The sequence below is a fragment of the Nonomuraea sp. NPDC051298 genome (genome assembly GCF_055586305.1).
Window position 1 is genome coordinate 148,501 of sequence record NZ_JBVJIM010000003.1, and the last position, 13,175, is coordinate 161,675.

The window sequence follows — 13,175 nt, forward strand, 5'->3', positions numbered from 1 at the left end:
ATCGCAGCACCCTCGCGAAGCTCGTCGGCGGAATGGGATTTCGTCACCGTGCTTCCCGCGGTGTTGTCGGCGGCGCAGCGTGGCCGGCCGTTCGTCATCGGCTGGCTGTCGCGGGGTTCCGGGGCGCCGCTCGAACTCATCACCAACGCCGGCCCGTTGTCGCCGCCGCGCCAGCCGCGCCGGTCCACCGACCTGCCCGACGACCCGAGCGGGCCGCAGCCGCTGCTGTTCCCCGGGGGAGCGCGCGGGGTGCGGCTCGACGAGGAGTACCTCGCCGACCTGGCGGACCTGGTGTGGGCGCCGTGCCCGGGGCGGCAGGCGCCGCCGCTGGGGAGCAAGGGGCGCGAGTTCGACCCCGACGAGCTGCGGCGGCCGACGTTGTTCGAGTCGACGCTGGTGACCCTGATGTCGCGGCCGTTCGCCTGGCTCGTCGTCGCCGAGCCGACCGACCTGCTGGACGCCGAGGTGGCGCACCTGCGTACCCAGCTCAACGTGCTGCGCCAGTACGGCGACGCCTCCGAGCGCTCCCGCTTCGACGCCGAGCGGGCCGAGCGCCGCATGCAGGAGCTGGACGCCTTCCGCGAGGCGGGCCTGTGGAACGTACGCGTCCTGGCCGGCGGCGCCACGGCCGATGAGCTGCGGCAGATCGCGCCCGTCCTCGTCGGGTCGGTCGAGATGAGCCACCACCCCTACCGGCTGCGCAGCTCGCACGGGGCCGCCTACGCCCTGTCGGAGGCCCTGGCCATCGCCGCGCAGGACCCGGCCGACGGCGCCGCCGCCCCGTTCGCCGCCACGGCGGGGGCGCTGGCGGCGCTGGCCGGGCTGCCCCGGCGGGAGGTGCCCGGCGTACGCGTGCTCGACTCGGGCTTCTTCGACGTCACGTCCGAGTCCGACGGCCGGGCCGACGGGGCCGAGCTGGAGCTGGGCGAGATCCTCGACGGTCAGGACCGGGGGGTCGGCACGTTCCGGGTGCCCCTGGCGACGCTCAACCGGCACGCCTTCGTCACGGGGGCGACCGGCTCGGGCAAGTCGCAGACCGTACGGCACCTGCTGGAGCAGCTCAGCCGGGCCCGCATCCCGTGGCTGGCCATCGAGCCGGCCAAGTCCGAGTACGCCGCCATGGCCGGCCGCATCGACAACCCCGTCACGGTGATCAACCCGTCGGCGCCCGACGGCGTGCCGTTCAGCGTCAACCCGCTCGAACCCGAGCCCGGCTACCCCGTACAGGCCCACATCGACATGGTCAGGGCGCTGTTCATGGCCGCCTTCGACGCCGAGGAGCCGTTCCCGCAGATCATGTCGCTGGCCCTGCAGCGCGTCTACGAGGCCACCGGCTGGGACGTGGTCACCGGCGGCGCCGTGCCCGGCTCGAACGTCCCGCCCAGCGTCCCCACCCTCGAACAGCTCCAGCAGCACGCCATGGACGTCATCAAGGAGATCGGCTACGGGCGTGAGGTGCAGGCCGACGTCGAGGGCTTCATCTCGCTGCGGCTGCGCTCGCTGCGGGTGGGCTCGGCCGGGCGCTTCTTCGAGGGCGGCCACCCCGCCGACATCGGCGGCCTGCTCGAACGCGACGTCGTCCTGGCCATCGAGGACGTGGCCAACGACGAGGACAAGGCGTTCCTCATGGGCACCCTGATCATCCGGATCGTCGAGCACCTGCGCATGCGCGCCAGGAAGGAGCGCTCGGCCGAGCTGCGCCACGTCATCGTGATCGAGGAGGCGCACCGGCTGCTGCGCGACCGGGGGCACGGCCGCGCCTCCACCCACGCCGTGGAGCTGCTGGCCGGGATGCTCGCGGAGATCAGGGCGTACGGGGAGGGCATCGTGGTGGCCGAGCAGATCCCCACCAAGCTCGTCTCCGACGTGGTCAAGAACACGGCGCTGAAGGTCGTGCACCGGCTGCCCGCCGAGGACGACAGGAAGCTCGTCGGTGCCGCCATGAACCTCAGCGACGAGCAGTCCCGCCACGTGGTCTCGCTGGAGCCGGGCTCGGCCGCCGTGTTCGCCGACGGCATGGACCGGCCGCTGCGGGTGCGCGTGCCGCTGGGGGAGTCGCGGGAGAAGGTGCTGCCGGGGCCGCCGCCGCCCATCCGGGGGCGCAGGTCGGCGGCGTGCGGGACGCAGTGCCGTACCGGGCTGGCGTGCACGCTGGTGGAGCTGCGCGAGGCCGACGTGCTGGCCGCCGCGCCCGAATGGTCGTGGTTGCGGATCTGGTGCGACACGGTCGTGCTGGCGTTCGTGAGCAACCGGCCGCTGCCCGGCGTGCCGCGCGCCCTGGCGGCCGCCTGGGGTGACCTGCCGGCGCGGCGCAGGGAGTGCCTGCTGGCCACCATGGTCGAACGCTCGGTGCAGCGGCGTGCCTGGTCGCTGCGGACCTGGTTCGACCCGGCGCTGCTCACCGAGAAGGCGGCGGAGACGGCCGGACGCCTGCTCGGCGGGCTCGACGCCGGCGGCGAGCGCCCTGGGGCGTCGTGGGTCATCCCCCAGGTGCGCTGGCTGCACGAGGTCGACCGGCTCTTCCCGTACGGGCAGCCCGCCCCGAACCTGCGCAGCCCCGCCCCGCCCATGGAGTACGCCCTGTTCCGCCCGCCGAACGGCAACGGCTCGGGCGACCTCGTCCACGCCGAGCTGCTCGGCCACCGGGCCAGGGCGCTGCGCCACCACCCGCTGTCGATGGAGGTGGACCGCAACAGGACGCTGGCGTGGCGGGTGATACTCGGGGACGACGAGCACGACGGCGTGCAGCGGGACATCGTGACCGTCGCGATCGGCGTCGAGTCGTCGGCGCGGATCCGGCACGTGGGGCAGACGATGGGCGCGGGCTGGCTGGAGGGCGTGCTGTCGTGGCCGCGCCGCTTCGTGCTCCCGTTCGAGCAGGGCGGCGCCCCGGAGATCACCTTCGGTGAGCCCGCCGCCACCTCGCCGTGAGGAGGGACCGGCCGCCGGGTGCCGGACGCGCCGGACCTGGCGGCGTTTTCCCGTGTGTCTCCAGTCCGAGGGCCAACGCGGACTAGGATTCATGCACATGACCCAGCTTCCTCTGCGGGCGCAGCTCGCCAGTGCCCTGGGCCGCAGTGCCGCCACGCTGTCCAGGATGACCGGGCGTGGCGACGGCTCGGTGATCGGCGGACGGGTGGGCCTGCTGCTGGAGCCCGACCTCCTGCGCCAACTGGCCCGCGACCGCAAGCTGGCCCTGGTCAGTGCGACCAACGGCAAGACCACCACGACCCGGCTGATCACCTCGGCCCTGCTCGACGTCGGCGAGGTGGCCACCAACGCCTTCGGCGCCAACATGCCGGCCGGGCACGTCTCCGCGCTCTCCATGCACAAGAACGCGCCGTTCGGCGTGCTGGAGGTCGACGAGAAGTACCTGCCCGAGGTGCTCGGCACGACCGGTGCGGGCGTCGTGTGCCTGATGAACCTCAGCCGCGACCAGATGGACCGCGCGGCCGAGATCTGGCTGCTGGCGCAGAAGTGGCGCAAGGCCCTGTCCGGCAAGCCCACCCACGTCATCGCCAACTGCGACGACCCGCTCGTCACCTGGGGCGCCTCCACGGCCGCCAAGGTCACCTGGGTGGCCGGCGGGCAGCGGTGGAAGGAAGACTCCTGGTGCTGCCCCGAGTGCGGCGGCCCGCTCGACCGTAAAGACGCCGACTGGGCGTGCCGCGAGTGCACCTTCCACCGGCCGGAGCCGCAGTGGGCGGTCGACGAGGAGTCGGCGATCGACCCGCGCGGGCAGCGCTGGCTGCTCGACATCCAGCTTCCCGGGCAGGCCAACCGCTCCAACGCGGTGATGGCGCTGGCGGTGGCCGACGCGTTCGGGGTGCCGGTGGAGCGGGCGCTGCCCAGGCTGCGCGAGGTCACCTCGGTGGCCGGCCGCTACACCACGGTCGAGCGCGACGGCCGTCACGCCCGCCTGCTGCTGTCGAAGAACCCGGCGGGCTGGCTGGAGGCGTTCGACGTGGCCGACCCGCAGTTGCCCATCATCCTGTCGGTCAACGCGCAGGGCCCCGACGGCCGCGACACCTCGTGGCTGTGGGACGTCGACTACCGCATCCTGCGCGGGCGTCCCGTGTTCGTCACCGGCGAGCGCCGGCTCGACCTGGCGCTGCGGCTCGACGTGGCCGGCGTGCCGTTCACGCTCTGCGGCACGTTCGCCGAGGCCCTGGCCATGCAGCCGCAGGGCCGGGTCGACGTGATCGCCAACTACACCGCCTTCCAGCAGATCCGATCGGAGTTCGGTCGTGCCGAGTGACAGCGCCCTTCGCATCGTCTGGATCTACCCCGACCTGCTGAGCACGTACGGCGACCAGGGCAACGTCCTGGTCCTGGAGCAGCGGGCGCAGCGCAGGGGGATCGAGACGGAGACGATCCACGTACGCTCGGCCGACCCCGTCCCAGAGACGGGCGACATCTACCTGATCGGCGGCGGCGAGGACCGCCCGCAGATCCTGGCCGCCGCGCGCCTGCGCCGTGACGGCGGCCTGCACCGCGCCATCGCCCGCGGCGCGGCCATGCTGGCGGTGTGCGCCGGCTACCAGATCATGGGCAGCACGTTCGGCGGCGAGGAGGGCCAGCCGGTCGACGGCATCGGCCTGCTCGACATCGCCAGCACCCGAGGGCCCGCGCGGGCCGTGGGCGAGCTGGTGGCCGAGGTCGACGCCGCCCTCAACCTGCCCACGCTGACCGGGTTCGAGAACCACATGGGCGTCACCAGCCTCGGCCCCGGCGTCCGGCCGCTGTCGAGGACGATCGCGGGCGTGGGCAACGGCGACGGGTTCGAGGGCTGCTACGCGGGGCACGTCGTCGGCACCTACCTGCACGGCCCCGCGCTGGCCCGTAACCCGGCCCTGGCCGACCTGCTGCTGTCGTGGCGGGTGGGGGAGCTGGCGCCGCTCGACGACTCCCGCTACGAGGCCCTGCGCCAGGAACGCCTCACCACCGTCCTCCAGGGCTGACGGCGTCCCAAAGATCCTTCTTCAGGAGGTGCCTGACCATGGGCGCACGGTTGACATGCAGCCGTGCGGCTGCCTATTCTGCAGACATGCAGCCAAACGGCTGCCTGTTTGGACGGCGATAGATGGACGAGGTGTTCAGAGCGCTGGCAGACCCCAGCCGCCGCAGACTGCTGGACGCGCTCAACTCCCGCAACGGCCAGACCCTGCGCGAGCTGTGCGCCGGGCTCGACATGGCCAGGCAGTCGGTCAGCAAGCACCTGGCCGTGCTGGAGGAGGCCAACCTGGTCACCACCGTACGGCGAGGGCGGGAGAAGCTGCACCATCTCAACGCCGAGCCGATCAACGCCATCGCCGAACGCTGGATCAACCAGTACGACCGCCACCGCGCCGAAGCCCTGGCGGACCTGAAGACGGCACTGGAGGAACACCCCATGGACCAGGCGAGCACCGACTTCGTCTACACCACCCACATCCGCACCACCCCGGAACGCCTCTGGCAGGCGCTCACCGAACCCGCCTGGACCAAGCGCTACTGGGGCGTCGAACTCACCTCCGACTGGACCGTCGGCTCGGCGGTGACGTGGGAGTTCGAGGGCGTCACGATGACCGACCCCGAGCAGGTCGTGACCGAGTCGGATCCGCACAAGCGCCTGGCCTACACCTGGCACACGTTCACCCCCGAGTTCGGCGAGATCATCGGGGTGAGCGCCGGCGAGCTGGCCGCGTTGAACCAGGAGCCGAGATCGACGGTGTCCTTCGAGATCGAGCAGATGGGCCCGACGGTCAGGCTCACCGTCGTGCACGGCGGCTTCGTGCCCGGCAGCGCCGTACGCGCGAGCATCAGCGGCGGCTGGCCGGAGATCCTGTCCAGCCTCAAGACCCTGCTGGAGACCGGCGAGGCCCTGCCCGCCGCTGACCAGCAGGCGGGCCGGGAGGCCGGTCAGTAAACCAGGGCCTGCACGCCTTCGGCGGTCACTTCCTCGACGAACGCCGGCGCCCCCGCGATGCGGATGCCGTCGATGAGGTCGTCGACGGTGATGTTCCTGCGGGCCGCGCACTGGGTGCAGAGCGTCACCCGGCCGGCGGCCAGCACGGCGTCGAGCAGGTCGGGGAGGGGTGCGGCGTGCGGCAGGGCGAACTCCTTGGCCCGCCCCGGCACCGCGAACCACGACGACTCGCCGGTCAGCCACAGGGAGACGGACACCCCGCTCGCGAGCGCGGCCGCCGCGACCGTGAAAGCCTGGTTGCACCGCTCGGGGGCGTCGGCCCCGGCGGTAACCTTGATCACCAGTGATCGTGCCATGCCCGCCACCCTAACGCCACGCGGGAGTCGCGGCGGCGCCCGCCGCCACTAGTCTTGGGCAGCATGGAACAACCTGAGGTGCACCCCGACCTGGAGCCGATCGCGTTCCTGCTGGGGCGGTGGGAAGGCGCCGGCGTGGGCGGCTACCCGACGATCGAGAGCTTCAACTTCGGCCAGGAGATCGAGTTCGGGCACAACGGGAAGCCGTTCCTGTCCTACGTGAGCCGCACCTGGCTGCTCGACGACGACGGCAACCGGGTCAGGCCGCTGGCGACCGAGTCGGGCTACTGGCGGCCCCAGCCCGACAGGCAGGTCGAGGTCGTGCTCGCGCACCCGACCGGGATCGTCGAGATCTACATCGGCGAGGTCGTCTTCCACAAGATCGAGCTGCGCACCGACATGGTCGCGCGCACCGCCTCCGCCAAGGAGTACACCGCGGGCCACCGGCTCTATGGGCTGGTCAACGGCAACCTCATGTGGGCCTATGAGATGGCCGCCGTCGGTCATCCGCTCACCGACCACATGTCGGCAGAGCTGAAGAAGGTCGCCTGATGAGCACGCCGTTCACCGAGGAGGTCGTCGAGGCGATCAAGCGCCACATGAACGACGACCACGCCGGCGACGCGCTGCTCATCGTTCGGGCGCTCGGCGACCGGCCGGGGGCGGGCAGCGCCGTGACGAGCGACGTGGACTCCGAGGCGATCACGTTCACGATCGACGGCGGGGAGCGGGTGCGGGTGCCCTGGGGCGAGACGCTGACCGAGCGGGCCCAGGTGCGCAAGGCCGTGGTACGGCTCTACCGGGAGGCGTGCGCCAGGCTCGGGGTCCAGGCCCGCGGCGAGCACCAGGACTGATCACCCCTGGCGGTGAGCGTCAGGACTGATCATCCCTGAAGGTGAGCGGTCGTGCCGGACCTGGCCCGGACATGAAGAAGGGCCCCGGGCGGCGCTCCGCCTGCGGTGCAGACGGGCCGGATGGACCATGGTCGGGACGGGTGTCCCGCCCTCCGGCTGCCAGGGGCCCCGGTGGTTGCCTCGTATTCGGCTAACAGCACGAGACAACAGCCCGCGAGGTCAGCGGGCAACCACCTCGCTAGCCCGACTATGACTAACCATTATTCGGACCACCTCCTTTCCGCGTACCCATGAAGCTATGCGGTGCCGTGCGAAAGGGGCAAGCGAATATCCAAGGCGCGCTTAGACTCGGGGTTATGACGGAGACGCAGTGGCATGAAGAACTCCGCGCCAAGGGCTACCGGGTCACCCCGCAGCGCCAGCTCGTCCTGGAGGCGGTCAAAGAGCTGGAGCACGCCACCCCGGAAGAGATCTGCGTCAAGGTCCGCGAGACGGCCCGCGGCGTCAACATCTCGACCGTCTACCGCACGCTCGAGCTGCTCGAAGAGCTGGGCCTGGTCACCCACACCCACCTGAGTCACGGTGCCCCCACCTACCACCTGGCCGCCGAGGCAGATCACGTGCACCTGGTGTGCCGGGGCTGCGACGAGGTCTTCGAAGTACGCCCCGAGCTGGCCGAAGGGCTGGTCAACGGGCTGGACGAGGAGCTGGGCTTCGCCGCGGACGTCGCCCACCTGACCGTCTTCGGCCGCTGCCGCAACTGCCGCTGACCCCCGGTTCCCTCCCGCGAAGGGAGTGCGGGCCCGTCCCGCGTGGGCACCCTTTCCGGCCGTCCCGCGACTGCGGATAGCCTGGAAGGCATGCGTAGCCCTCTGCTCGATCTCCCCGGCGCAGTCCCCGCGGACGCCCCGGACTCCGACGTAGCCGCGCACTACGGCGACCTGTTCGCCGAGCAGCGCGCGCTGGCCAAGGGAGAGGCGGTCGTCGACCGCAGCAATCGCGAGGTGATCCGCATCTCCGGCGCGGACCGGCTGAAATGGCTCAACGACCTCACCTCGCAAAAGCTCGACACGTTGCGACCGGGCGAGTGGACCCAGACGCTCGACCTCGACCTGCAGGGCCGGGTGCTGCACCACCTGACGCTGGTGGACGACGGCGAGAGCGTGCTGGCCCACGTCGAGCCGGGCACCGCGCAGAGCCTGGTCGACTACCTCGACCGCATGCGGTTCATGCTGCGCGTGGAGGTGTCGCGGGCCGACGACCTGGCCGTGCTGTCCACGGCCGCGGAAGACTTCCTGGTGCCGCGGGCCGAGCTGGCCGAGCACCTGGGCAAGCCCCTGGCGGGGCTGTGGGCCTACGAGGCGCTGCGGATCGAGGCGCACCGGCCGCGGCTCGGCTTCGAGACCGACCACAAGACGATCCCCCACGAGGTGGCCTGGATCGGCGGGGCCGTCCATCTCAGCAAGGGCTGCTACCGCGGTCAGGAGACCGTGGCGCGGGTGCACAACCTCGGGCACCCGCCGCGCCGCCTGGTCTTCCTGCACCTCGACGGCAGCGTCGACACGCTGCCCGAGCACGGCGCCCCGGTGATCTTCGAGAGCCAGGAGGTCGGGGTGGTCGGCTCGGCGGCCCGGCACCACGAGCTGGGGCCGATCGCGCTGGCCGTGATCAAGCGTACGGTGCCGGTCGACGCCCCGCTGCTGGCCGGTGGGGTGGCCGCCGCGCAGGAGGTCGTCGTCCCGCCGGACGCGGGCCGCAACGTCGCCATCGACCCCGCCCTGCGCCGCCGCGTCCGCTGACCGCCACGCGTGCCGTGGGCCCTGGCCGGGGCTCCACGGCAGGCGCGGTCACAGGTCCAGCACCAGCGTGATCGGCCCGTCGTTCACCAGCGACACCTTCATGTCCGCCCCGAACACGCCCGTCTCGACGTGCGCCCCCAAGGCCCTCAGCTCCTCCACCACGGCCGCCACCAGCGGCTCGGCGACCGGCCCTGGGGCGGCCGCCTGCCAGGTGGGCCGGCGGCCCCTGCGCGCGTCGCCGTACAGGGTGAACTGGCTGATCACCAGCAGTGGGGCGGCCACGTCGGAGCACGACTTCTCGCCGTCCAGGATCCGCAGCCCCCAGAGCTTGGCGGCGAGCCTGGCGGCCTGCGCGCGCGTGTCGGTGTGCGTGACCCCCACCAGGACGAGCAGGCCGGGCTCGCCGATCGCCCCGACCGTGCGCCCCTCGACCTCGACCGACGCTGAACTGACCCGCTGTACGACTGCCCGCATGGAATCCCATTCTGGACCAGGTGCGGCCCCTCCCTACACTCGTCCCGAAAGGGGATGTGACATGTCGATGATGGTGGAAGTCGTCCGTTCGGGGTTCGTGGAGTCCACGCATCGGGCACGCGTGCTGACCGTGGACGCCCAGGGCCGGCCGGTCGAGACCAGGGGCGCGGTGCACGTGCCGGCCTCCCCACGGTCGTCGATGAAGCCGCTGCAGGCGCTCGGCATGCTCCGTGGCGGCCTGCGCCTGGAGGGCGAGCTGCTCGCGCTGGCCTGCGCCTCGCACTCGGGCGAGCCCTTCCACGTGGACGGCGTCAGGAAGATCCTGGCCGGGGCGGGCCTGGAGGAGTCGGCGCTGGGGTGTCCAGAGGACTACCCGTTCGACCGGTCGGTGACCGAGCGCGGGCGCGTCTACATGAACTGCTCGGGCAAGCACGCCGCCATGCTCGCCACCTGCGTGGTGAACGACTGGCCGCTGACGACGTACCTGGAGCCCGCGCACCCGCTCCAGCGCACGATCCGCGAGACGGTGGAGGAGCTGACCGGGGAGCGGATCGCGGCCTCGGGCGTGGACGGGTGCGGGGCGCCGCTGTTCTTCGTGTCGATGCTCGGGGTGACCAAGGCGTTCCGCGCGTTCCCGATGTCGGCGGAGGACTCGTTCGAACGGAAGATCTTCGACGCCATGCGCACCTACCCCGAGTGGACCTCGGGCACCGACCGGCCCGAGGCCAAGCTCATGCGGGCGCTGCCCGGCCTGATGCTGAAGGCCGGGGCGGAGGCGTTCGACGCGTTCGTGTTCGAGGACGGCCGCGCGGGCACCATCAAGATCGAGGACGGCTCCCAGCGGGCCCGCGTGCCCGTCACCGTCGCGGCGCTGCGCTCGCTCGGCCTGGACGCGCCCGAACTGGCCGAACTCGGCGCCCCCGAGGTGCTGGGCGGCGGACGGCCCGTGGGCGAGCTGAGGATCCGCTAGAGGCTGCGGAACTGCCGGGTGGCGGAGATGGCGCCGGAGGTGGTCGTGGTGAACGTCCGCATCGATCCGGCGAACTTCGACAGGTCCCACTCCGCCGGCCCGTGGTACCAGTACAGGTTGTCGGCCCGGTGGCCGTTGCCGGTGACGGAGGCCACCACCCGCGACCAGTGCTCGACCCCGTCGAAGATCACGGCGTAGGGCAGGTAGCGGGAGAACAGCTCCACCCGGTGCTGTTCCGGCACCTCGCCCAGCTCGCCGGAGAACAGGTACTGCCGAAAGCCCATGGTGTGCGCGAGTGCCGCCGAGCCTTTGGCGGTCTTGGCCGGCATGTACTGGCCGCCGACCGCCAGCGCGCCGCCCGCGATGACCAGGGCCAGGCCCAGCAGCCCGTACGTGGTGAACCAGGCCAGCCCGACCGTGGCCAGCAGCCCCGCGCCGATGAGGACCACGCCGATCGTGGTCCACCGGGTGCGCTCGGTGTCGGGGCGGCGGGCGAACCAGCCCTGCCTGACCACGTCCGCGTAGAGCGCGTCGCGCACCTCGCCCAGGTGGGCCGCGAACGAGCCGGTCAACTGCGACAGCAGCACCGCGTCCCGGCCTTCGAAGATGGCGTCGTGGAGGGCCCGCTCGTACGGCAGGAGCGCGTCGACGGGCGCGTTCGGCAGCCTGACGAGCAGCCAGTCGGGCGCGTCGTACGTCTGGCGGGGCTGCTCGTCGATGCGCAGGTAGCCGCGTACCGCGAGGTCCACGATGGTGGCGGTCACGTCGACCACGTCGGCCTGCTCGTCCACCAGCGTGCCGATCTGGCCGGGCCGTACGCCGTCGGGCGGGGTGAAATGCCCGTTGTGTACCGGGACCACCGCGCCGCTCTCGTGGCCGGCGATCCGCGCGTCGCGGCCCCGCGTCCAGTAGAGCAGCGCCACGCCGCCGAGCAGCAGCACCAGCAGCCCGGCCAGCGCGCCCCCGGTGACGGCGTCCAGCGTGAACGCGGCGGCCAGCGAGAAGCGCCGCTCCAGGATGGGCCGGCCGCCGCTGGAGCCCTTCGGGTATCCGATGACCACGGTCAGGGCCTGGCCGGGGGAGAGGTTCGCCTGCTCGAAGTCGGCCCGCGTGGCCACGTGGTCCATGGAGGCCGAGGTGCAGCCGATGGCCGAGGTGAGATCGCCGGCGAAGCAGGACAGGTTCTGCACCTGCCCGGGGCCGTTCACCTTGACGGTGGCCTTGGCGACCGGCTGGTTCCAGCCGTTCACCGCGAACCAGCGCAGCTCCTCGACGCCGCCCGAGGTCGTCACCGCGCCGATGACGTCGTACTCGACGGTCTGGCCCGTCACGGTGAGCACGTCGCCGGCCAGGGTGCCGCCCTTGACGTTCGCGATCCGGTAGACGCGGTCGGTGGTGTCGTCGTAGCGGGTCCGGGTGATGAACGTCCGCTCGAGCGGCCCCGACGCCCCGCTGATCTTCTCGACCACGTGCAGGGTGCCGTCCTTGCCGAGGGTCATCGTCACCTCGTCCGTGATCCCGGCCCGCGCCGCGAGGGCGGCCGGCGCGGTGGTCAAGGTGAGAGCGGTGGCCGCCAGGGCGGCCATCGTCAGCCTGATACCCGTCATGGCGGCAAATCGTATCGGTTCGTGACTGTCAGTCCAGTGTGATGGCATTCGCCGCCCGCTGAACGCTCTCCGGCGACGCGCCCCGCCCGGGGTTCTCCAGGGCCAGCGCCTGGTTCGCGGCCACGTACGGGCGCATGCGCTCCTCGTAGCGTGCGAAGGCGGTCGCGGGGTCCGCGCCCAGCTCCTCGGCCAGCACGTACGCCCCCACCACGGCCAGGCTCGTGCCCTGCCCCGACAGCGGCGAGGCGCAGTAGCCCGCGTCGCCCAGCAGCGCGACCCGGCCCTTCGTCCAGTGCTCCATCCTGACCTGGGCCATGGCGTCGAAGTAGAAGTCGTCGGCCTTCCACATCGCCTCCAGCAGCCTGGGCGCCTCCCAGACCCGCGCGCAGTGCCGCTCGACGAGCCGCCGCTGCGCGTCGAGGTCGCGGTGGTCGTAGTCGATCGGCTCTTCGGCCTCGAAGCCCAGGTTGACCCGCATCACCGAGCCGTCGCGGTCGCTGAAGACGGCTCCTCCCGCCCCGCCCTCCCCGAACCAGGTCTGCCAGCGGTCCAGGCCCAGGAAGTTCTCGGCGGTGAAGATGGAGACGTACGTGCCGAGGTGACGCACGAAGCGCGACTCCGGGCCGAAGGCGAGCCCGCGCACGTTGGAGTGCAGGCCGTCGGCGCCGATGACGTAGTCGTAGCGGTCCTCCGCGCCGCTCTCGAACGTCACCTCGCCCTCCTCGGTCAGCGTGGCGATCGAGTCGCCGTAGACGTGGCGGGCGCCGCTGGTGGCGACGAGGATCCGGGTGAGGTCGTCGCGCATGATCTCCACGTCGGGGCTGTCGAACCGGCCGCCGCTGAACGTCTCCTCGGTGCTGCGCATGGTCTCGTTGCCGTCGCGGTCGACCATGGACATGCCGCGCATGGTCGTACGCAGGGTCTCGATCTCCGACAGCACCCCCATGCGCGCGGCCACGGTCAGGGCGGCGCCCCTGAGGTCGACGGCCTGGCCGCCCTTGCGCGGGGCCGGCGCCCGTTCGACCACGGTCACGTCGTAGCCGTGCCGGCCCAGCCAGTGGGCCAGCACCGGGCCGCCGACGCTCGCCCCTGACACCAGTACCCTCATCACCACTCCTTTGTTGTTGACGTCGTACGCAGATCTGAATGTACGTAGTAAATACAGCAGCTCACAAGGCTATGATGAGAGGATCTGTACTAGTACAGG

General features: G+C 71.8%; 13 protein-coding genes. 9 read left to right on the forward strand and 4 right to left on the reverse strand.

Annotated elements, in window-relative coordinates:
• Positions 1-48 precede the first annotated feature (48 nt).
• From ACZ6S0_RS10710 to ACZ6S0_RS10725, 4 genes are all read left to right on the forward strand, one after another.
• Positions 49-2,931 carry an ATP-binding protein gene (locus ACZ6S0_RS10710; protein WP_465915505.1) on the forward strand — a complete coding sequence of 961 codons (2,883 nt, stop codon included), beginning with the start codon at positions 49-51 and terminating at the stop codon, positions 2,929-2,931.
• A gap of 97 nt (positions 2,932-3,028) precedes the next feature.
• Complete coding sequence (locus tag ACZ6S0_RS10715) at positions 3,029-4,258, forward strand: MurT ligase domain-containing protein (RefSeq protein WP_465915506.1); 1,230 nt, start codon at positions 3,029-3,031, stop codon at positions 4,256-4,258.
• Positions 4,248-4,961: a type 1 glutamine amidotransferase gene (locus tag ACZ6S0_RS10720; protein WP_465915507.1), complete on the forward strand. Its 714-nt coding sequence runs from the start codon at positions 4,248-4,250 to the stop codon at positions 4,959-4,961. Before ACZ6S0_RS10715 ends, ACZ6S0_RS10720 begins: the two co-directional genes overlap by 11 nt.
• A 122-nt stretch (positions 4,962-5,083) precedes the next feature.
• The gene (locus ACZ6S0_RS10725; protein ID WP_465915508.1) at positions 5,084-5,908 is read left to right on the forward strand and encodes an ArsR/SmtB family transcription factor; all 825 of its coding nucleotides are present in this window, start codon (positions 5,084-5,086) and stop codon (positions 5,906-5,908) included.
• Here ACZ6S0_RS10725 and ACZ6S0_RS10730 read toward each other — a convergent pair.
• On the reverse strand, positions 5,902-6,264 hold the full coding sequence (locus ACZ6S0_RS10730; RefSeq protein ID WP_465915509.1) for a DsrE family protein: 363 nt from the start codon (positions 6,262-6,264) through the stop codon (positions 5,902-5,904). The genes ACZ6S0_RS10725 and ACZ6S0_RS10730 overlap by 7 nt on opposite strands.
• Before the next feature lie 63 nt (positions 6,265-6,327).
• Here ACZ6S0_RS10730 and ACZ6S0_RS10735 point away from each other — a divergent pair, with 63 nt between their 5' ends.
• The 4 genes from ACZ6S0_RS10735 to ygfZ all read left to right on the forward strand — a co-directional run bounded on the left by ACZ6S0_RS10735 (position 6,328) and on the right by ygfZ (position 8,917).
• Positions 6,328-6,816: a heme-binding beta-barrel domain-containing protein gene (locus ACZ6S0_RS10735; protein WP_465915510.1), complete on the forward strand. Its 489-nt coding sequence runs from the start codon at positions 6,328-6,330 to the stop codon at positions 6,814-6,816.
• Complete coding sequence (locus ACZ6S0_RS10740) at positions 6,816-7,118, forward strand: DUF2470 domain-containing protein (protein ID WP_465915511.1); 303 nt, start codon at positions 6,816-6,818, stop codon at positions 7,116-7,118. The genes ACZ6S0_RS10735 and ACZ6S0_RS10740 overlap by 1 nt, the downstream gene beginning before the upstream one ends.
• A 356-nt stretch (positions 7,119-7,474) precedes the next feature.
• On the forward strand, positions 7,475-7,888 hold the full coding sequence (locus ACZ6S0_RS10745; RefSeq protein ID WP_465915512.1) for a Fur family transcriptional regulator: 414 nt from the start codon (positions 7,475-7,477) through the stop codon (positions 7,886-7,888).
• Positions 7,889-7,978: 90 nt separating this feature from the next.
• A complete protein-coding gene (gene ygfZ / locus ACZ6S0_RS10750) occupies positions 7,979-8,917 on the forward strand; it encodes a CAF17-like 4Fe-4S cluster assembly/insertion protein YgfZ (RefSeq protein WP_465915513.1) in 939 nt (312 codons plus the stop codon).
• Between the two features lie 48 nt (positions 8,918-8,965).
• Here the strand turns inward: ygfZ and dtd are convergent, their stop codons facing one another.
• On the reverse strand, positions 8,966-9,391 hold the full coding sequence (gene dtd, locus ACZ6S0_RS10755; RefSeq protein ID WP_465915514.1) for a D-aminoacyl-tRNA deacylase: 426 nt from the start codon (positions 9,389-9,391) through the stop codon (positions 8,966-8,968).
• Positions 9,392-9,452: 61 nt separating this feature from the next.
• Here dtd and ACZ6S0_RS10760 point away from each other — a divergent pair, with 61 nt between their 5' ends.
• Complete coding sequence (locus ACZ6S0_RS10760) at positions 9,453-10,361, forward strand: asparaginase (protein ID WP_465915515.1); 909 nt, start codon at positions 9,453-9,455, stop codon at positions 10,359-10,361.
• Here ACZ6S0_RS10760 and ACZ6S0_RS10765 read toward each other — a convergent pair.
• Both ACZ6S0_RS10765 and ACZ6S0_RS10770 read right to left on the reverse strand, forming a co-directional pair.
• The gene (locus ACZ6S0_RS10765; protein ID WP_465915516.1) at positions 10,358-11,968 is read right to left on the reverse strand and encodes a DUF2207 domain-containing protein; all 1,611 of its coding nucleotides are present in this window, start codon (positions 11,966-11,968) and stop codon (positions 10,358-10,360) included. The two genes, ACZ6S0_RS10760 and ACZ6S0_RS10765, sit on opposite strands and share 4 nt — an antisense overlap.
• Positions 11,969-11,996: 28 nt before the next feature.
• The gene (locus tag ACZ6S0_RS10770) at positions 11,997-13,076 is read right to left on the reverse strand and encodes an FAD-dependent monooxygenase (RefSeq protein WP_465915517.1); all 1,080 of its coding nucleotides are present in this window, start codon (positions 13,074-13,076) and stop codon (positions 11,997-11,999) included.
• Positions 13,077-13,175 lie beyond the last annotated feature (99 nt).